Raw genomic sequence first — 17,626 nt, forward strand, 5'->3', positions numbered from 1 at the left:
AGGCAGAAAACTTGGGGAAGAAGACGGCTGCCGTTGCGGCAAATGGGGATTTTTAGGAGGAACAGCTGGGCCACCTACCCGAAGTCTATCCGTATCGTGGCACAATCGTTTGTGTAAAGTAATAAGTAAATCTCAACAACTAGATAATTTTCTTGAAAAATTAAGCGAGTCTGTGCTCAACATTCAGTCGAAATTTATCTTGTATAATGCCTGTCCTGCTCAGAAATACGATAAAAAACGATAATATAGTCCCGCAACTATCCGGCGCATCGCAGATAATCCTATCTTTACACAAAGCATTGTGTAGCTTACTCCCTCATGGCACCTCGTAAAAAACAAGTATCGGACTCAAATAATAGTAACCCCGTTTCCATGGCCGACCTGGCCCGGGAGCTGGGCGTGTCCATGACTACTATTTCGCGCGCCCTGAGCGACCACCATAGCATTGGCCCGGCCATGAAGCAGAAAGTGCTCAAACTGGCCAAGAAATATAACTATCAGCCCAACCGCCTGGCTTCGGCGCTGCGCAAAGGAAAAAGTCAGCTGCTGGGTATTGTAGTGCCTTACATTGAAGGGCGCTTTTTCCCTTCCGTAGTGCACGGCATAGAAACCGCCGCCAGCAAGGCGGGTTACAACGTTATAATTTGCCAGTCCAACGAGGACGTGGCGCAGGAGCGGCGCAACCTGGATATCCTGCTCAGCGCCCAGGTAGCCGGTATTCTGGTTTCATTGTCGCGCACTACGCTGGATTACCGCCACTTTGATAAAGTACGCAGCCGCGGTATGCCGCTGGTGTTTTTTGACCGGGTAGTGGAAGGCGACAATGTGAATGCCGTTATCCTGGACGACCAGGAGGGAGGCTACGTTTCCACGCGCCACCTCATCAGCCAGGGCTGCCGCCGTATTGCCCATCTGGCCGGCCCCCAGCACCTGAATATCTACAAAAACCGCCGCCAGGGCTACTTCGATGCCCTGCGCGAGGCTGGACTGCCCGAAGACGAAAGCCTGGTTATGTATTTCGACATGACCCAGCAGGAGGGCGTGGAAGGCATGCGCCAGCTGCTTGCCTCCGACAACCCACCCGATGGCGTGTTTGCAGCCGGCGACTACAGCGCCCTGGGAGCCCTGCAGGAAGCCAAGCGCCAGGGGCTACGGGTGCCCGAGGACCTGGCTATTGCCGGTTTCAGCAACGAGGCCTTCACGGTCATCACCGAGCCCACCCTCACTACCATTGATCAGCGTTGCGAGGAAATGGGGCAGGCGGCCGTGCGGCTGCTGCTGGAAGTAATTGAGGCCGACGGCCGCCCCTTTACCCCCCGGCAGGTAGCCCTGCGCCCCGAGCTGCTGGTGCGTGAGTCCTCAGTGCGGCATCTGGAGGAGCACGCTTCCTCCGCCAGCGTAGCCACCGAAAAAGCCTAACCCGACAGGACGATGGCGCCGGAATATCTGCTTTTCCTGGACACGGAAACCACTGGGCTGCCTGCCCGCTGGGACCGTCCCTACGCGGAAAAGCAGGCCTGGCCGTACGTAGCCCAGCTGGGTTGGGTGATTTACACGGAAGCCGGGGAGCTGGTCAAGTCCAACAAGGCCTACCTGCAGATTCCGCCCGGCAGCATGCCGGCTTCCGCCACGGCCATTCACGGGCTGACCTCCGAGTTCATGCGCATTCATGGTCGGGACCCCAAAGCGGTGCTGCGCCTCCTGCGGCGGGATCTGGCCACCTATTCCCCTCGGGTAATCGGCCATTTCCTGCAGCTGGACTTTCACGTGCTGGGTGCCGCCTTCCTGCGCGCTGAGCTGGACAATCCACTGCTTGAGCTGCCCCAGTTCTGCACCATGCAGCCTGCCTGGCCCTCCCTGAAAGGCAAGCCGGCGCAGCGTCATTGGCGCTTACAGGAGTTGCACGAGCTTTTGTTCAATGAGCCCCTGGAGCGCCTGCACGATGCCTATATCGATGCCCTGGCCACCGCCCGGTGCTTTTTCGAGCTGCGCCGCCGCGGGCTGATTACCCCGGAGCTTATGGCCAGCCAACCTCGCCTCACGGAGCCATTAGACCAGGCTAAACCCAGACCGTTTAGATGGCTGTTTCTGCTGGCCGCGGTTGGCAGCTTTCCGCTTTTAGCCTGGCTGGTATATGGATGAACGTCTTGCTTTTCTCCGCACCGTAGAGCCCTTTACCCTGCTGCCTGATGAGGTGCTGCAGGGCCTGGTAGACCTGCTCCAGGAAGTGCGTCATCCGCGGGAAACCCTGCTCTATCAACAGGAAACCTCCAAGCTGCGCAGTCTGGATATTATTGTGGAGGGCGAGTACGAGACGTTTTTCTACGACAGCGAGCAGCACAAGCGCCTGCCGGAAGTGTATGGCCCGGGCACCTGCTACGGAGGCATGTCCATACTGCTCAACAAAAAACGCTCTTTACGCACAGTAATCGTGCACAAAGGCACCCGGGTGCTGCAGCTGCCGCGCCGCGACTTCCGGGCCCTGTGCCAGGCCTACGAGCCATTCTTCCACTACTTCACGGCCCGCTACGGCGAGCGGATGCAGGATGAAGAGTTTGCGCATTTCGTAAAGCCTGTCACCACACCGGAGCAGAACTTTCTGGTAGCCGATCAGCTCTTTTCCCGACGCATCAACACCCTGGAAGTGCGCGAGCTGGTCACCTGCCCCAGCGACCGACCCATTTATGAGGCAGCACAGCGTATGGCTGCGGCCAAGGTCAGCTGCTTGTTTGTGAAGGACGCCACCACGGGCGAGATTATTGGCTACTGCACCGATATTACCCTGCGCGATATGGTGGTGGCCCGGCAGCTGGATCCTGCCCGCCCCGTGGCGGAAATAGTGGCTACGCCGCTGGTATCCATCCCCAGTGAGGCCTACGTGTATGAGGCCATTCTGCGCCTTTTTCAGACCAAGACGCGCTATTTGCTGGTAGAGGAGAAAGGGGAGTACGTGGGCTTTATTAGTCGGAATAAGCTGCTGAGTGACCTGGCCCAGTCGCCGTTCATGTTTATTCAGGCCGTGAAGCTGGCCCAAAGCACCCGGGAGCTGAAGCGGCGCTGGGAAATGGTGCCCGACATTGTAAACCAGCTGCTGAGCCGCGGGGTAAAGGCGGAAATCGTGAATCAGGTGATTTCCACCGTGGCTGATACCATTTCCCTCAAGGTGATAGAAAACGTGCTGGCCGAGCAAGGACCCGCGCCCGCCAAATTCGTGTTCATGGTGCTGGGCAGCGAGGGGCGCAAGGAGCAAACTCTGCTCACGGATCAGGATAACGCCATTATCTACGAGGACAAGGCCAACGAGCAGCGGGAGCTGGTGCGCGCTTACTTTCTGCGCTTTGCCGCCGCCGTTTCCGACCAGCTCGACCACATTGGCCTACATTACTGCACGGGCGGCTTCATGGCCAAAAACTCCAAGTGGACACACTCCCTCTCGCACTGGAAGCGCAACTACCACGCCTGGATGAGCGAGTCGAACGCGGAGACGGTGATGCAGTTTGCTACGTTCTTCGACTGCCGCTATTTGTATGGCGAAGCCGCGCTGATGGACGAGCTGCAGGCTTTCCTGCACGAGGAACTGGCCCAGCCCCTGGACCGCTTCCTGTTCTTTATGGCCAAAAATGCCCTGCAGTATGAGCCTCCGCTCACCTTCTTCCGGGGCTTCCGCACCTTTGCTCAGGAGGGCCAGCAGGTCTTCGACCTCAAGAAAACCATGACGCCCATTGTGGATCTGGTGCGGGTATATGCCCTGCAGCAGCAGATTTTCAGCACCAATACCGGCGAGCGGCTGGCGCAGCTGCGGGAAAAGGGCGTGTTTAAGGAAAAGGAATATCAGGAGCTGCTGCAGGCCTATTACTATCTGATGGGCATGCGCCTGAAAAAGCAGGCCCACCAGCTGATCAACGACCGGACCCCGCCTACTAATTACCTGGACCCGTCAAGCCTCACGCAGGTGGAGCAGGTCACGCTCAAGGAAATATTCAAAGTTATTGCAGATTTTCAATTGAAGATAAAAGTCGGTTTTACCAAGTCGCTGTAGCTGGCGGCTACCGGTTTGGTTGGCCCGCACGCGCGGTCTTTGCGCTTTAGTAAGCCCCGAATTTGTGGGGTCAGTTATTCGCTTGCAGTGTCTATTCTTACCCCGTTCCCTGCTCACATGAAACAACTGCTTCTCCTGTGCTGGCTGCTGCTGGCTGCTTCTGGTAGCTACGCTCAGAAAACGAAGATCAAAACCAAGGGCGCGCCAGCAGTGGTGGCAGCTGCTGACCGGCGGTGGACCCCGGAAAGGGCGCAGGCCTGGTACAAAACCCACGCGTGGATAAGTGGGGCCAACTTTGCGCCCAGCTCGGCCATCAATCAACTGGAAATGTGGCAGGCCGCTACGTTCGACCCCAACACCATCGACCGGGAATTGGGCTGGGCTGAGAGCATCGGTTTTAATACCATGCGCGTGTTCCTGCACAGCGTGGCCTGGCAGCAGGATCCGGCCGGCTTCAAGAAGCGGGTAAATGACTATCTGGCGCTGGCCGACAAGCACCACATCCAGACCATTTTCGTGTTTTTTGACGACTGCTGGAACAAGGAGCCAAAGCCCGGCCTGCAGCCCGCGCCCAGAACCGGTATTCACAACTCCGGCTGGATGCAGGACCCCGGCGATGCTGTTTCGCGGGACTCCGCTTCCTTCATTAAGCTGAAGCCCTACGTGCAGGATGTGCTGACTGCTTTTAAAACCGATAAGCGCGTCCTATTCTGGGACCTGTACAACGAGCCCGGCAACTCCGAAAAGCGCACGACCTCCTTGCCGCTGGTGCGCAACGTATTTGCCTGGGCCCGCGAAGTAAACCCCGAGCAGCCGCTAAGTGTGGGCCTCTGGGCCTGGGACTTTACTGCGCTGAATGCACTGCAGCTCCGCCATTCCGACATCATCACTTACCACGACTACGAGGACGAGGCCTGGCACCTGCGGGTTATCCAGCTGCTGAAAGCCAGCGGCCGCCCCGTTATCTGTACGGAGTACATGGCCCGGCCCCGCAACAGCCGCTTTGCCAACATTATGCCCCTGCTGAAGCGGGAAAATGTGGGCGCTATTAACTGGGGCCTGGTGGAAGGCAAAACCAACACCAAGTATGCCTGGGATACGCCCCTGGCCGATGGCAGCGAGCCCATTGAGTGGTTTCATGAGGTATTTCGGCAGGATGGGCAGCCCTACCGGCGGGATGAAACCGACCTGATCAAGAAGCTCAACGGCAAGTAGCATGGCAGCGTATCTGGCTTGCTTTTGCGCGGCGCTGCGAAACCAAATAAAGGGCACAGCACTGTTTCTGTGCCTGCTGGTCACCGCTCCGAGCGTAGCGCAAACGGCTGCTGCCACCTTTACCAACCCACTGCTGCCCTCCGGCGCTGATCCGTGGAGTATTTACCACGCAGGCTATTATTACTACACCCATACCACCGGCCACAACATCACCGTCTGGAAAACCCGCTCCCTGAGTCAGCTTTCCCAGGCTGCGGGCCGCGTAGTGTGGACCCCGCCCGCTGAAGGGCCTAACGCGCACGGCATTTGGGCACCCGAGCTGCACCGCATCCACAACAAGTGGTATCTGTACTACTCCGCCGATGCCGGCAGCAACCAGACTCATCGGCTTTGGGTGCTGGAAAATGCTTCTACCGACCCCCTGCAGGGCACCTGGATCAGTAAAGGGCAGCTCACCGATGGCACCAACAAATGGGCCATTGATGGGTCGGTATTCGAGTATCGGAAAAAGCTCTACCTGGTGTGGTCGGGGTGGGAAGGAGACACCAATGGCCGGCAAAGCATTTATCTGGCCCGGCTGAAGAATCCCTGGCAGGTGAAAGGCCGGCGGCAGCTGATTTCTACCCCGCAGTATGCCTGGGAAAAGGATGGGGACCTGCACGACCCGGAGAATCCGCCCCACGTGGATGTAAACGAAGGTCCACAGATATTACGGCACGGCGATAAGCTGTTCCTGGTGTATTCCGCCAGCGGCTGCTGGACCGATTCCTATGCCCTGGGCATGCTCACGGCCACTCCGGGGAGTAACCTGCGCCGGCAGCGCTCCTGGACGAAATCGGCGGAGCCGGTATTCCGGCAGGATGCCACTGCGGGCGTCTACGCACCGGGACACAACTCCTTTTTTAAGTCTCCGGATGGCACGCAGGACTGGATTCTGTACCACGCCAACAGCCAGCCCGGGCAGGGCTGCGGTAATCAGCGCAGCCCGCGCATGCAGCCCTTTTCCTGGAACGCAGATGGCACACCTAATTTCGGTTCTCCCCAGCCGGCCGGCGTAGCCCTGCCCCGTCCCTCCGGCGAGCAATAAACCCGGCTTAGGATCAGCCGCACCCCATAGAAATTGCACCATTATCCACTCATCCGAATATCCACCGCTATGCGCCGCTTCCTTGCCCATCAATTGTATACCGCCCAGGCTTTGATAGTGAGCCTGGGGCTGCTGACGGCCTGCCAGCGTCCCTTAGTCACTACCAGCCCGGCCACCACGCTTAGAAAAAGTGGAATGGCGTCCGCTGCAGTGGCTTTGCCCAATCCGGTGCTTCCGGGTGACTTCCCAGACCCTTCCGTAACCAAGGTAGGCACCACCTACTGGGCTACGGCCACTTCCTCCAATTGGGGCCCGGCATTTCCGTTGCTCAAATCCAGCAACCTGACCAGCTGGGAGTTGGTGGGCCACGTGTTTCCGGATGGCCCACCCGGCTGGGCCGACTACTATTTCTGGGCTCCGGAAATCAGCCAGGAAAAAAACAAAACCTACGTGTACTACACGGCCCACCGGCGCGGCGGCAACCTGGCCGTAGGCGTGGCCAGCGCCACTAATCCGGCCGGCCCTTATACCGACCACGGCCCGCTGGTAGGACAGCCGCATGGCTCCATCGACGGCTTTCCGATGCGCGACGAAAAAGGAGAGTTATATCTCATCTGGAAGGAAGACGGCAACAGTGTGCAGGAGCCTACCCCTATTTGGGCGCAGCGTATGAATGAGGAGCGCACAGCCTTGGTAGGGGAGAAGGTGGAGTTGTTTCGCAATGATGCCAGCACCTGGGAAGGTAACCTGGTAGAAGGCGTCTCGATGGTGCGCCATGATGGCTACTTCTATGCTTTTTATGCGGCCAATGGCTGCTGCGGCAGCGGCTGCACTTATGCCACCGGCGTAGCTCGCGCCGAGAATCTGCTGGGCCCCTGGGAGAAATACACCCGGAACCCAGTGCTGATGAATAACGATACCTGGAAATGCCCGGGCCACGGCACTGTGGTGGAGGACAAAGGCCGCTGGTACCTGTTGCACCACGCTTACAATAATGATGGCCGGCAATTTGTGGGGCGTCAGGGCGTGCTCAGTGAGTTTGTCTGGACCGAAAGTGGCTGGCCTACTTTCAAAGGGGGTAGCACGCCGGTATCGGCTAATCCTCTGTTTCCAAGACTGTTCACCGACGATTTTAAAGGTGCCGTGCTACAGCCCTCCTGGCAGTGGCCGATAGAGCAGCGTCCTGCCTTTAGCCTGCAAGGCGGGCAGCTGCACCTCACCGCCCGCCCCGATCATTCGGGTGCGGCTCTTGGGCAATCCGTAACCTCCCCCAATTTTATTGCTTCCACTACGCTGACAAACTATGCCGCGCTGCCGGCCGGTGCCCACGCTGGTCTGGCCGTGCACGGCGACGAGGACAACACGCTGGCCCTGCTGGCTGGAAATGGGAAAATACAGCTCGCCCGCACGGAAAAAGGGCAGTTGAAAGTGCTGGAAGAAACTGCGCTACCCGCTACCAAAACGGTTCTAATGATGTTGGATGCTAAGGAAGGAAGCCGGTTTGCCTTCGTCTGGAGCGCTGATGGGGGACAAAACTGGCACAAGATGCCGGCTGATGGCACCAAAGTAGATGGAAGCTATCTGCCGCCCTGGGACCGGGGCATCCGCGCCGGACTACTTGTAAAAGGCCCTAACTCGGCAGAAGCGGTTTTTGAAGACTTTAAGCTTACGTCGTCACTTTCTAAGTAGGCTCGTTCTATGTATATGCCCTGGAACTAGGTCAAGCCGGCTGAGGCGACAAAGGCATTATTACGTGTTTTCCTGTGTGAGAATCAGTGTTTTACTCGGCAACATTCTCTGAGGACATGCCTAGATTTGATATTCTAGGTATAAGAGTCTTCCGCTGCCATGTCGAATTTACATATTTACACCGGCGGCTATCAGGGCAGTGTGGGAATCAGTATTCGGGGAAATTGCACTGAGCCGAAGGAAATTATGCACCTGCAGCAGGCCTTAGGCTTTGTGCTGGAAATACGCAGTCTGGAAATATGGATAGACTGCCGACAGTTAGAGTCGCTCAGCAGCCAGGCCCAGCGTGCCCTGCTGCAACTGGACCGCCAGGCCCGGAAGGAAGGGATTAAGCTTCACTGGTGTGGCTTGCCGTCAGATGTAGCCACCCATTTAACCGCTACGGGGCTGGCAGAGGTATTGTCTCTCTTGCCTGCCCAGGCCTACCGAGGCCCTCAGGATTTGCTATTGGAAGAGGTGCCAACCACTTCCCGAATTATGGCTTTTCAACCTAAATAGTTACCGTTTATTTAATTCCATGCGCATTGATCGGGAAATTCTACACAACAGTTATCTACTTATTTTAAGCAACGAGCCTGACCCCGCCCTTGCCTCCCTGCGGGAGGCTTTGCAGCGTGCCGGCCGGAGCGGGCGCCCCAATATTTGGGTGGATTGCAGTCATATGGATGAGTTAGAGGACCAGGCACTGACTTTGGTAATGCAGGAAGCCTCTCGGCTGCGGCAAATAGGAGTACAGGTAGTGCTTTGTCATCCGCCAGCCTCCTGTCGCCTTCCGGCACATACGGGTCTGCCAGAAGACCAGCTCCTGATAGCCGCCTCCTTGCTGGATGCCGAAGCCTGTACCCGCTGGACAAACTAGACCTTTTTAAGAGCTCTGCAAGCAGCCCCGCTCAGTATTTTAGGGGAAGCGCCTCCGTTTTTATCAGGCAAAATCCGTATTTATTCGAGCCGTTTTTACCGGTTTCCCCTTTTAGAACTTCGTATAGGCAAGCAGCCTGGCCACGTATGGTCAGGCTGCTGATAAGCACTTTTCTCGTTAGGGTTGCGCACTTAGCCATAACCGGTTCCACTGCGGAGGGGCCAGGCAGGCAGCACGCCCTGGCCGTAATGGTTTTTTGCTTTCCATGCCTACACTTTCTTCTAAGCAGTCTACCCTCAAGCGAGAGATTCATTCGCTTCAGCACCTGGATTTGCAGCACTATTCAATAGAGGAGCTTTGCATTCGAGTTCAGGCGCTACTGGAAGGGCATGCTTTGCGCTGTCTGAATTTTCCGGCGGGTGTATCTCTTTACCGGGGTATTGCAGGCGCGCACCGCCCTAGGTGCTTGCAGGAGGTTTCGTATCCGCCGGCCGGGCGCGTGCACCACGACCAACGGGCCAGCCGGGCCGGCGTGCCCATGTTTTACTGCAGCGCTACCTGGCATCCTCCTTTTTTTGAAGCCGGGGTGCAGCCGCAAGACCCTATCATCATCAGTCGCTGGCAAACCCAGCGGCCCCTGCGCATTGTTACGTTCGCGCCCGCAGAACTGGGCGTAGATGACCCCCACACGGACCGGGATACCGCCCTGCGGCGTGCCCTGTCCCAACTGCCGGCCCCCGTCCGCCACCTTTCCAACTTTCTCACACGCGCCTTCACCAAACCAGTAACCGGTCAGGATGAGGCGCATAACTACCGCCTGTCTATTGCCATTGCGGAGGCCTGCCAGCTAGGCACCGCCTTCGATGGGCTGCTCTACCCTTCGGCCGCCATGCCTTCCCCGGCACACAACCTGGCGCTGCACCCTTCCTGTATTGATAAAGGCAAGCTGACGCTGCAGTATGTGGAAGCCTTGCGGGTAAACCGGGTAGAAACGGAAAGCCTGGACGTATGCTCCCTGGATTTTGCCGGCCCTCCTGCCCCGGATGGGCGCCTGACCTGGCAGGGCCGACCCGGTAACTGGATACTCCGGGAAAACGCAGTGGCCACGGAATGCCACTTTCGGAAGGGTAAATGGGAAGTATAATTAAATAATAGAAAATACATATATTAAGGTGAGGTTTAATCAAGCCTTTTAAAAGGCAACGGCCAATAGACCGGTATAGCGCGGGTGACTGGAGCAGGACGAGACAAGAGCGGGAGGCAGAACTATATCAAAGAAAAAACGAGAAATAACCCGTGCCTGACGCTTCCAGAGTAGCGAAGGGCGGCCTGCTCCGTGTTTCTCTCCGAGACTCTGATGAATCTACGGATGAGCTTCCCAAAACATACTTAAAAATACCCTCGGGGGCATCTTTAGGCATCCTCGGCTGTGCAACGGCCGTTTGAATTAAGCGAGTAGCAACCCATAAAAAGGCTGACTTACTTTAATAACAGTACCATGAATACCAAGACCACAACCAAAAACCAAGCGCAAAAACCGGACTGGAAAATCAACGAGCAGGTACGCCGCAACAATGCCCGTTTTCAGGACTTTGACCCCTTGCCGAGCGAAAACGACCATGCCTACTTATCGCCGCTGGACAGCCGCAATAATGATTGGCCCAGTCCCACTACTAATACTAGTCACTTAGGTTGGTAGCCCCTCAGTTCTTGTTCTCATTATCCCTGGCACGAGGATAATTCCTCCCTAATCTTCCATCGTAAAAGAGGCTTCTCCGGCATCCGTCTGGATGCTGCTGGCGAAGCCTCTTTTTATGCTCTTTTATGAAAAAATACGCCATTGTCATTCACGGTGGGGCCGTCACTATGGACCCAAGCGAGCTAAGCCCGGAAACCGAAGCGGCCCAGCGGGAAGGATTGCAGCAGGCCTTGCAGGCCGGCTGGGAGATACTCCACCAGGGGGGCAGCGCGCTGGACGCGGTGGAAGCCGCCGTGCGGGTACTGGAGGACGACGAGCATTTTAACGCCGGGCGCGGCAGCAGCCTGAACCTGCAGGGCGAAGTACAGATGGATGCCTCCATCATGGACGGCAGCAACCTGAAAGCCGGCGCTGTGGATACGGTGCGGTACGTGAAAAACCCCATTAGTCTGGCCCGCACCATTATGGAGAAATGCCCCCATGTGTACCTCTCCGCCGATGGTGCTCTGGAGTTTGCGCTGCAGCATGGACTGGAAATAGAGGCAGTGCACTACTTCGAAACGGAGAAGACCCGGCAAGAGTGGCTGGAAATTGTGCAGGAGCAGGAGAAAGTGCCCCAAAAAGACACCGTAGGGGCCGTAGCCTTGGATCAGGATGGTAACCTGGCCGCCGCCACCAGCACCGGTGGCATCGAAGGCCAATTGAAAGGCCGTGTGGGAGACAGCCCCGTGCTGGGTGGTGGTACATACGCTGCCAACGAATCTTGCGCTGTTTCCTGCACCGGCGACGGGGAAGTAATCATGCGGGGGGCACTGGCGCACGAAATTTATGCGCTGGTGAAGTACAAAGGCCTTTCGGCGCCGGAAGCCTGCCGTGAAGCGCTTGAACTGCGGGCCGAAGATCTGAAAGGAGACAAAGGTTTTATTGCCATTGATAAAGACGGCAACGTGGCCCTGGAAACCAACTGCAACGTGATGCGCCGCGGCTACCGCATCGGGGAGGAGGAGCCCTTCGTAGCTATCTGGACCGACGAAGCCGCGGACTAAACTCCTCCCAAAACGCGGGAATGCTAAAGGAGATTCTCGGCTCTCGGAGGCCTGCCAGCTTCCAAGAGGATGGCGCTGTGCCCGTTAGGCACGTGTCGTCGGTATCTATATATACTTTAAAGTACTAATGACTGCATTTACCACCATTCCCAAGGGCCGCTTACTGGCCATTGGCGGGCACGAGCAACGAGAATCACCGGACAAGAAAGATCAGCAGGATAGCGACGATGCCTCGGCCGAATTTATCCTGAAGCGCTTCGTGGATGAGCTAGCCAGCAAAGGCACGGTCGTCGTCATTCCTACCGCTTCCGAACAGCCAGAAGAAGCGGCTAAAGACTACATCAAAGTATTTACCTCCCTGGGTATTAAGCAGGTGAAGGTGCTGAATATGCAAAGCCGCACGGAGGCTAATAGTCCGGAGGCTTTGGATTTGATCAATCAGGCCGATGGTGTCATGTTCACTGGCGGCGACCAGCTCCGGCTTACGGGTATTTTAGGTGGTACCCAGGTGCTGAAGCGTCTGTACGAGCGGTATATGCAGGAGCCCATAATAATAGCGGGTACCAGTGCCGGGGCAGCGGCTATGTCTACCCCCATGATTTATCAGGGTCGTAACGATGCCGGCTACCTCAAAGATGAGATTCATATTACTACCGGCCTGCAGCTGCTGCGGGATGTAGCTATTGATACACACTTTGTTGCCCGCGGGCGCATCGTGCGCATGGCTCAGATCATTGCTACCAACCCCGGCTGTATTGGCCTGGGCCTGGAAGAGGATACGGCCGTGCTCATCAGCAAAGGCAAAGAAATGGAAGTGCTCGGCAATGGCATTGTGGTATTGGTAGATGGCCACGACTGCACCGGCAACACGCTCTATCGGATTAAGCCCGGGGAGGTATTTTCCATCCGCGACCTGAAGGTGCATTTGTTGGCCAGTGGGGAACAGTACACCCTTCCGGTGTAGTAGAAACCAGACCAGTCTTTGCCATAAAACTTAGTCCTGAAGGTACCCCTGGGGCCAGATGCAAGCCCGCAGGAACTTGCCAATTATCGAACCGGGCTCGTCCTGCTTCACCACAGGTAGCAACATGCTTTCCTGTAGCGGAGCGGAACGAGCCCGGTTACTTTGTGTTTACGCCAGGCTATTTGCTGCCGGCTTCTATCAGGCTGATGGCATAGCCGCCGCCCGGCGCACAATACTGCGAGAGTTTGGATTTGTTGGTTACCGTGACTTTGCGAATGGTATAGGCCTGCGGGTTCTTTTCGTAGTGCGCATCCTTGGCATCGGCGTAGATGGTAGCCACGTACTTCTTCTTCGGGTCAAGGAAGCTCAGGCTGATTTTGGAGGTGCGGCCATTTTCGTCGCAGGTGCTGCCCACAAACCAGCTACTCTTGCCCTTGGCTTTGCGGGCGTAAGTGATGTAGTCACCGGGCTCCGCTTCCAATACCTTGGTATCATCCCAGTCCACCGCTACGTCTTTGATAAACTGGAAAGCGTCGAGGTACTTGTTGTATGTCTCGGGCAGGTCAGCGGCCATTTGTAGGGGCGAGTACATCGTTACGTACAAGGCCAGTTGCCGCACCAGTGTGCTGTGCACAAAGGAGTTATTCTGCGGATTGTAGGCACTGACCTTAGTCTGGAAAATGCCCGGGGTGTAGTCCATCGGCCCGCCGATGAGGCGCGTGAAGGGCAGAATGGTGGTGTGGTCGGCATTATTGCCGCCGAAGGATTCGTACTCCGTGCCGCGGGCTGCCTCGTTGCCGATGAGGTTGGGGTAGGTGCGGGCCAGACCCGTGGGGCGCACGGCCTCGTGCCCATTCACCATAATATGGTGGTCAGCGGCCTTTTTCAGCACGTAGTTATAGTGGTCTATCATCCACTGGTCGTAGTGGTGGTGGCCCAGGGGTACAATGTCGCCTACGTAACCGGTCTTCACCGCATCGTAGCCGTACTTGTTCATAAACTGAAAGGCCGAATCCAGGTGGCGCTCATAGTTGCGCACGGAGCCGGAGGTTTCGTGGTGCATAATGATCTTCACATTCTTGCTGGCCGCGTACTGCTGCAATTCCGGCACGTTGAAGTCGGGATAGGGCGTCACAAAGTCAAACACGTAGTCCTTGTGCTTGCCAAACCAGTCTTCCCAGCCGGTGTTCCAGCCTTCTACCAGCACCGCATCAAAACCGTGCTTGGCCGCAAAATCGATGTACTCCTTCACGTGGGCCGTGTTGGCGCCGTGGGTGCCGTTGGGCTTCACCTTGCGGTAGTCAATAGAATCGAGCTTAATGTTGTCCTGGTTGGTGTAGGACCAGGTGCTCTTGCCCGTAATCATCTCCCACCATACGCCCACGTACTTTACGGGCTTAATCCAGGAAACATCTTTGAATTTAGTGGGCTCATTCAGGTTCAGCACCAGCTTGGATAGCAGAATGTCGCCTGCTTTGTCGCTCACAATAATAGTGCGCCAGGGCGAGAGTGCCGGGGTCTGCAACAGGCCTTTGTCGCCCACCGCGTCGGGCGTCAGATGCGACTCCAGCACGAAGCTTTTGTCGTCCAGATTCAGGTGCATGCAGGAGTAATCAATCAGCGCTGCCTCGTGAATATTAATGTACAGGCCGTCCTGGCTTTTGAGCATGAGGGGCGTCTGCACCCCCGTAGGCGAGAAGGTAGTCTGCGAGGCATTGCCCGTCACGGCCGATTTCATCAGCCCGCGTACTTCCGAGAGCTTGGAGGTAACGGTGCTATACTCCTGGGTGTCGTAGTCGCCGGGCAGCCAGAAGGCTTTATGGTCGCCGGCCAGGGCAAATTGTGTGCGCTCCTCCTTAATGGTAAAGTAATCGAGCTTGGGCTGCCGCGGAAATTCGTAGCGGAAGCCCAGGCCGTCGTTAAACAGGCGAAAGCGCAGGATAATAGTACGGCTGGTTTCTGCCTGGGTCAGAGTAAGGGCCAGCTCGTTGTAATGGTTGCGAATCTCTTTTACCTCGCCCCAAACCGGCTTCCAGGTTTCATCGAAGGAAGAGGTTTTGGTGTCGGTGATAGTAAAACCGCTGGTGAGCGAAGTAGTGTTTTTTAGCTCCAGCCCCAGCTTGCTGGGCTTTATCACGGCGCGGCCTTTGTAAGTCAGGCTATACGTGGGTACGCCGCCGGGCTGCACCGAAAAGTCCAGCGTCAGTTGCTTATCAGGAGACTTGATTTCCGCTGCGCTGGCCGCACGGCATACCAGAAACGCAAAAAGCAGCAGAAACCATTGGCTGTGCCGGGGAGCAGACAACCGGAAACCGGGAAGTTGTTTCATCATAATTGTTATTTAGGACAGTTAGCTTCCTGCAACCGGGTTGCTGCAGGAGGATGGGAAGCAGGGGAGAGAAGAAATTACTGCGCCTGCGCACTCCCAATAGCAGGCAAGCAGGAAGAGGCAGAATTCAGGGGCAAGTTGTAGTTCTTCGCCATAAATCCCTACTCCGGTGTTGCCCGCTTTCCATACCCTATTGACCTGCCCGCTAATTTATGCTGAGAACAGCCCGCCTATGGGCGAAAGTACCGCTGCATAAAAGCAGCAAAGCCCCCATTCCCAAAACGCTGCCCTGGCAAGGGAAACGCGGGAATGACGGCTTTGCCAGAAAAGAAAGACCGAAGAAACAGCCCTTCTTCGGGTTATGCCTGCTTGATCAGCTGAATTTCAGCCAGCAGCTTAATATCGTCGCTAACCACAACCGAACCGGCTTCTGTTACGGCATTCCAGGTCAGGCCAAACTCTTTGCGGCTGATTTTGCCTTCCACCGTGAAACCAGCTTTGGTCTGGCCATAAGGATCTACCACAATACCGCCCAGCTCTACTTTCACCGTCACGGGCTTGCTCACGCCCCGGATAGTCAGGTCGCCGTGCAGGTTGGCCGTGTCTGAGCCCGTCATTTCAAACTGCCGGCCCAGGAAAACAATCTGGCCGTGGGTCTCTGCATCAAAGAAATCAGCTGATTTCAGGTGCGTATCCCGCTGCTCGTTGTTGGTGCTGATAGAGTCCACATCAGCGCTGAAAACGACAGACGTGGCCGTGGAGAAATCATCCCCTTCAGTGGTAACTTCCACATCGAATTTTTTGAAATAGCCCGTTACAGTTGTAATCATCAAGTGCTTCACTTTGAATTGCACTTCGCTGTGGGCAGGGTCTAATTTCCAGTTGGTGGCCATATGATTGAGTTTTAGAAAAAGATGAGACAGAGTAAAGCTATACAGAGCAGCAACTTTGAAAGGCAGGCGCCAGGGGCTACCCTTATTCGCTTATAAATGTATGTACATATAATGTACATACATAATTTCGTTGCTTATATTTTTATATTTACTTGGGTTCTGCCACGGGGGTTCTGCTTTTATTGAGTGATAAAAGTTGGCGTAGCTAAATAAATAGCGGCTAACGGTACAGAAGGTACGTTTTCTGGACCAAGCTGCACCAAAAGCCCACCTGCAGGGTACAGGGAATTAGACGGAATTTTTTTCTTGCCAGGGTCAATAAATGGGCATGGCGCCAAAGGGGTAGCTTTGGGTCCGGCATGTGCCCCTAATTGATAAATACTTTGAAGCATCTCGCTGAGCTGTTTCTTCCCGACATATTCCCATTCCTATGAACCAAGCTACGGCCTCCCTTGCGGCTAAGCCGGATTCCGGCACACCTGGTAAACGCCTCGGCAGCATTCTGAAAAACACCGCTTTTATTGTGGCGGGTATTTTGTCGGCGGGTATGGGTCTGAAGGGTTTTCTACTCTCGAGTCATTTCATTGATGGGGGCGCCACAGGTATTTCCATGCTGCTGGCTACCGGGCTGAACCTACCCTTGTCCTGGGGGCTGCTCCTGATTAACCTGCCTTTCCTGCTGCTGGGCTACCGGCAAATGGGCCTGCGGTTTGCGGTAAAAAGCGCGGTAGCCATTGCCGGCCTGGCGTTGTGCCTGGTAGTGGTGCCTTACCCCGATGTAACCCCGGACCTGCTGATTACGGCCGTTTTTGGCGGGGTCTTTATTGGGGCCGGCATTGGGCTGGCCATGCGCGGCGGAGCTGTTCTGGATGGCACCGAAATCCTGGCCCTGCTCATCAACCGCAACACACCGCTGCTTAAAGTCAGCGACATCATCCTGATCCTGAATATCTTCATTTTCGGGGTAGCGGCCTTTATCCTGGGCGTTACAGAGGCGCTGTATTCCATCCTCACGTACGTATCGGCGTCTAAAACCCTGGACTTTCTGCTCAATGGTATTGAGCAATACACCGGGGTAACCATTATCTCAGAGCACAGTGAGGAAATCCGGGAAGCTATTACCACTCACCTTGGCCGGGGCGTAACCATTTATAAAGGCCAGAGTGGCTATGGCAAGCGCGGCGAGCAGCGGGAGGAGCGGAATATTATTTTCACAGTAGTTACCCGGTTAGAGCTGCCCAAGCTTCGGGAAGAAGTAAAACGCTTGGATCCGCATGCCTTTCTGGTGCAGCATAGCGTGGATGATGCGGTGGGCGGCATGCTCAAAAGACGGCCCCTGCATTAGCTTTCCTGGGTTAGAGCAGGCTTATTTGACCACCAGGCTACCGCGCAGCATGCCCATACCGCAGGTAAACGGATAAGTACCCGGCTTTTCCGGCAGCAGTTCTATCAGGGTGGTTTTGAAGGCGGGTAGGTCTCGGCGAATGCGGAAATCCGGAAACAGTACTTCCTCGGAACAGGTATTTTCCTCATCCCGGTAAAAGCTCAGCTGCACGGGCTTGCCGCGTTCCACCTCAATGACATCGGGTGAGTAGCCACCTTTTACCGTGATGCCGACTTCCTGCACCCCGCCAGAGGACGACACCGCGCTGGCCGTCTGGCGAGCCGAGAAAAAGAAGTACCAGATAACGAGGACAGCCAGTGCAAGTCCCATCCCGGTCACGATGATTTCTGCCGAATCCATAA

16 protein-coding genes are annotated in these 17,626 nt (G+C 56.1%); 13 read left to right on the top strand and 3 right to left on the bottom strand.

Annotated features, from left to right (window positions below; genetic code table 11):
- Positions 1-318: 318 nt before the first annotated feature.
- The 12 genes from Q4G72_RS07735 (at position 319) to Q4G72_RS07790 (ending at position 12,658) form a co-directional block, all read left to right on the top strand.
- Positions 319-1,419 (top strand): LacI family DNA-binding transcriptional regulator, encoded by a 1,101-nt coding sequence (locus Q4G72_RS07735; RefSeq protein WP_303310844.1) that lies wholly within the window; start codon positions 319-321, stop codon positions 1,417-1,419.
- Between the two features lie 12 nt (positions 1,420-1,431).
- Entirely contained in the window at positions 1,432-2,142 is a 711-nt protein-coding gene (locus Q4G72_RS07740; RefSeq protein ID WP_303310845.1) for a 3'-5' exonuclease, read from the top strand.
- Positions 2,135-4,039 carry a DUF294 nucleotidyltransferase-like domain-containing protein gene (locus Q4G72_RS07745; protein WP_303310846.1) on the top strand — a complete coding sequence of 635 codons (1,905 nt, stop codon included), beginning with the start codon at positions 2,135-2,137 and terminating at the stop codon, positions 4,037-4,039. Before Q4G72_RS07740 ends, Q4G72_RS07745 begins: the two co-directional genes overlap by 8 nt.
- A 117-nt stretch (positions 4,040-4,156) precedes the next feature.
- On the top strand, positions 4,157-5,254 hold the full coding sequence (locus Q4G72_RS07750; RefSeq protein ID WP_303310847.1) for a cellulase family glycosylhydrolase: 1,098 nt from the start codon (positions 4,157-4,159) through the stop codon (positions 5,252-5,254).
- A 1-nt stretch (position 5,255) separates the two neighbouring features.
- A complete protein-coding gene (locus Q4G72_RS07755) occupies positions 5,256-6,341 on the top strand; it encodes a glycoside hydrolase family 43 protein (RefSeq protein WP_303310848.1) in 1,086 nt (361 codons plus the stop codon).
- A gap of 69 nt (positions 6,342-6,410) precedes the next feature.
- On the top strand, positions 6,411-8,030 hold the full coding sequence (locus Q4G72_RS07760; protein WP_303310849.1) for a family 43 glycosylhydrolase: 1,620 nt from the start codon (positions 6,411-6,413) through the stop codon (positions 8,028-8,030).
- A 159-nt stretch (positions 8,031-8,189) separates the two neighbouring features.
- Positions 8,190-8,588 carry an STAS domain-containing protein gene (locus tag Q4G72_RS07765; protein WP_303310850.1) on the top strand — a complete coding sequence of 133 codons (399 nt, stop codon included), beginning with the start codon at positions 8,190-8,192 and terminating at the stop codon, positions 8,586-8,588.
- 19 nt (positions 8,589-8,607) lie between these two features.
- A complete protein-coding gene (locus Q4G72_RS07770; protein WP_303310851.1) occupies positions 8,608-8,949 on the top strand; it encodes an STAS domain-containing protein in 342 nt (113 codons plus the stop codon).
- Positions 8,950-9,415: 466 nt separating this feature from the next.
- Positions 9,416-10,093: an RES domain-containing protein gene (locus Q4G72_RS07775; RefSeq protein ID WP_303310852.1), complete on the top strand. Its 678-nt coding sequence runs from the start codon at positions 9,416-9,418 to the stop codon at positions 10,091-10,093.
- 354 nt (positions 10,094-10,447) lie between these two features.
- Positions 10,448-10,648, top strand: coding sequence for a hypothetical protein (locus Q4G72_RS07780; RefSeq protein ID WP_303310853.1), 201 nt, complete (start codon positions 10,448-10,450; stop codon positions 10,646-10,648).
- A 125-nt stretch (positions 10,649-10,773) separates the two neighbouring features.
- Positions 10,774-11,694, top strand: coding sequence for an isoaspartyl peptidase/L-asparaginase family protein (locus Q4G72_RS07785; RefSeq protein ID WP_303310854.1), 921 nt, complete (start codon positions 10,774-10,776; stop codon positions 11,692-11,694).
- Between the two features lie 127 nt (positions 11,695-11,821).
- Positions 11,822-12,658, top strand: a complete 837-nt coding sequence (locus tag Q4G72_RS07790) for a cyanophycinase (RefSeq protein WP_303310855.1) — start codon at positions 11,822-11,824, stop codon at positions 12,656-12,658.
- A 178-nt stretch (positions 12,659-12,836) separates the two neighbouring features.
- Here the strand turns inward: Q4G72_RS07790 and Q4G72_RS07795 are convergent, their stop codons facing one another.
- Together Q4G72_RS07795 and Q4G72_RS07800 are read right to left on the bottom strand one after the other, a co-directional pair.
- Positions 12,837-14,990 carry a glycoside hydrolase family 97 protein gene (locus Q4G72_RS07795; protein ID WP_303310856.1) on the bottom strand — a complete coding sequence of 718 codons (2,154 nt, stop codon included), beginning with the start codon at positions 14,988-14,990 and terminating at the stop codon, positions 12,837-12,839.
- Positions 14,991-15,346: 356 nt separating this feature from the next.
- A complete protein-coding gene (locus Q4G72_RS07800; protein WP_303310857.1) occupies positions 15,347-15,880 on the bottom strand; it encodes a YceI family protein in 534 nt (177 codons plus the stop codon).
- 430 nt (positions 15,881-16,310) lie between these two features.
- Between Q4G72_RS07800 and Q4G72_RS07805 the strand changes: the two genes are divergently transcribed.
- The gene (locus tag Q4G72_RS07805) at positions 16,311-17,225 is read left to right on the top strand and encodes a YitT family protein (protein ID WP_303310858.1); all 915 of its coding nucleotides are present in this window, start codon (positions 16,311-16,313) and stop codon (positions 17,223-17,225) included.
- A gap of 21 nt (positions 17,226-17,246) precedes the next feature.
- Here Q4G72_RS07805 and Q4G72_RS07810 read toward each other — a convergent pair whose 3' ends face one another.
- Positions 17,247-17,624: a cupredoxin domain-containing protein gene (locus Q4G72_RS07810; RefSeq protein WP_303310859.1), complete on the bottom strand. Its 378-nt coding sequence runs from the start codon at positions 17,622-17,624 to the stop codon at positions 17,247-17,249.
- Between the last annotated feature and the right edge of the window lie 2 nt (positions 17,625-17,626).

The organism is Hymenobacter sp. BT730 (genome assembly GCF_030542105.1).
GTDB lineage: Bacteria > Bacteroidota > Bacteroidia > Cytophagales > Hymenobacteraceae > Hymenobacter.

Coding starts and splice junctions, on each gene's coding strand:
- Q4G72_RS07755 (WP_303310848.1), top strand. CDS start 5,256: ATGGCAGCGTATCTGGCTTGCTTTTGCGCGGCGCTGCGAAACCAAATA.
- Q4G72_RS07780 (WP_303310853.1), top strand. CDS start 10,448: ATGAATACCAAGACCACAACCAAAAACCAAGCGCAAAAACCGGACTGG.
- Q4G72_RS07735 (WP_303310844.1), top strand. CDS start 319: ATGGCACCTCGTAAAAAACAAGTATCGGACTCAAATAATAGTAACCCC.
- Q4G72_RS07765 (WP_303310850.1), top strand. CDS start 8,190: ATGTCGAATTTACATATTTACACCGGCGGCTATCAGGGCAGTGTGGGA.
- Q4G72_RS07805 (WP_303310858.1), top strand. CDS start 16,311: ATGAACCAAGCTACGGCCTCCCTTGCGGCTAAGCCGGATTCCGGCACA.
- Q4G72_RS07740 (WP_303310845.1), top strand. CDS start 1,432: ATGGCGCCGGAATATCTGCTTTTCCTGGACACGGAAACCACTGGGCTG.
- Q4G72_RS07800 (WP_303310857.1), bottom strand. CDS start 15,880: ATGGCCACCAACTGGAAATTAGACCCTGCCCACAGCGAAGTGCAATTC.
- Q4G72_RS07790 (WP_303310855.1), top strand. CDS start 11,822: ATGACTGCATTTACCACCATTCCCAAGGGCCGCTTACTGGCCATTGGC.
- Q4G72_RS07770 (WP_303310851.1), top strand. CDS start 8,608: ATGCGCATTGATCGGGAAATTCTACACAACAGTTATCTACTTATTTTA.
- Q4G72_RS07785 (WP_303310854.1), top strand. CDS start 10,774: ATGAAAAAATACGCCATTGTCATTCACGGTGGGGCCGTCACTATGGAC.
- Q4G72_RS07750 (WP_303310847.1), top strand. CDS start 4,157: ATGAAACAACTGCTTCTCCTGTGCTGGCTGCTGCTGGCTGCTTCTGGT.
- Q4G72_RS07810 (WP_303310859.1), bottom strand. CDS start 17,624: ATGGATTCGGCAGAAATCATCGTGACCGGGATGGGACTTGCACTGGCT.
- Q4G72_RS07745 (WP_303310846.1), top strand. CDS start 2,135: ATGGATGAACGTCTTGCTTTTCTCCGCACCGTAGAGCCCTTTACCCTG.
- Q4G72_RS07760 (WP_303310849.1), top strand. CDS start 6,411: ATGCGCCGCTTCCTTGCCCATCAATTGTATACCGCCCAGGCTTTGATA.
- Q4G72_RS07795 (WP_303310856.1), bottom strand. CDS start 14,990: ATGATGAAACAACTTCCCGGTTTCCGGTTGTCTGCTCCCCGGCACAGC.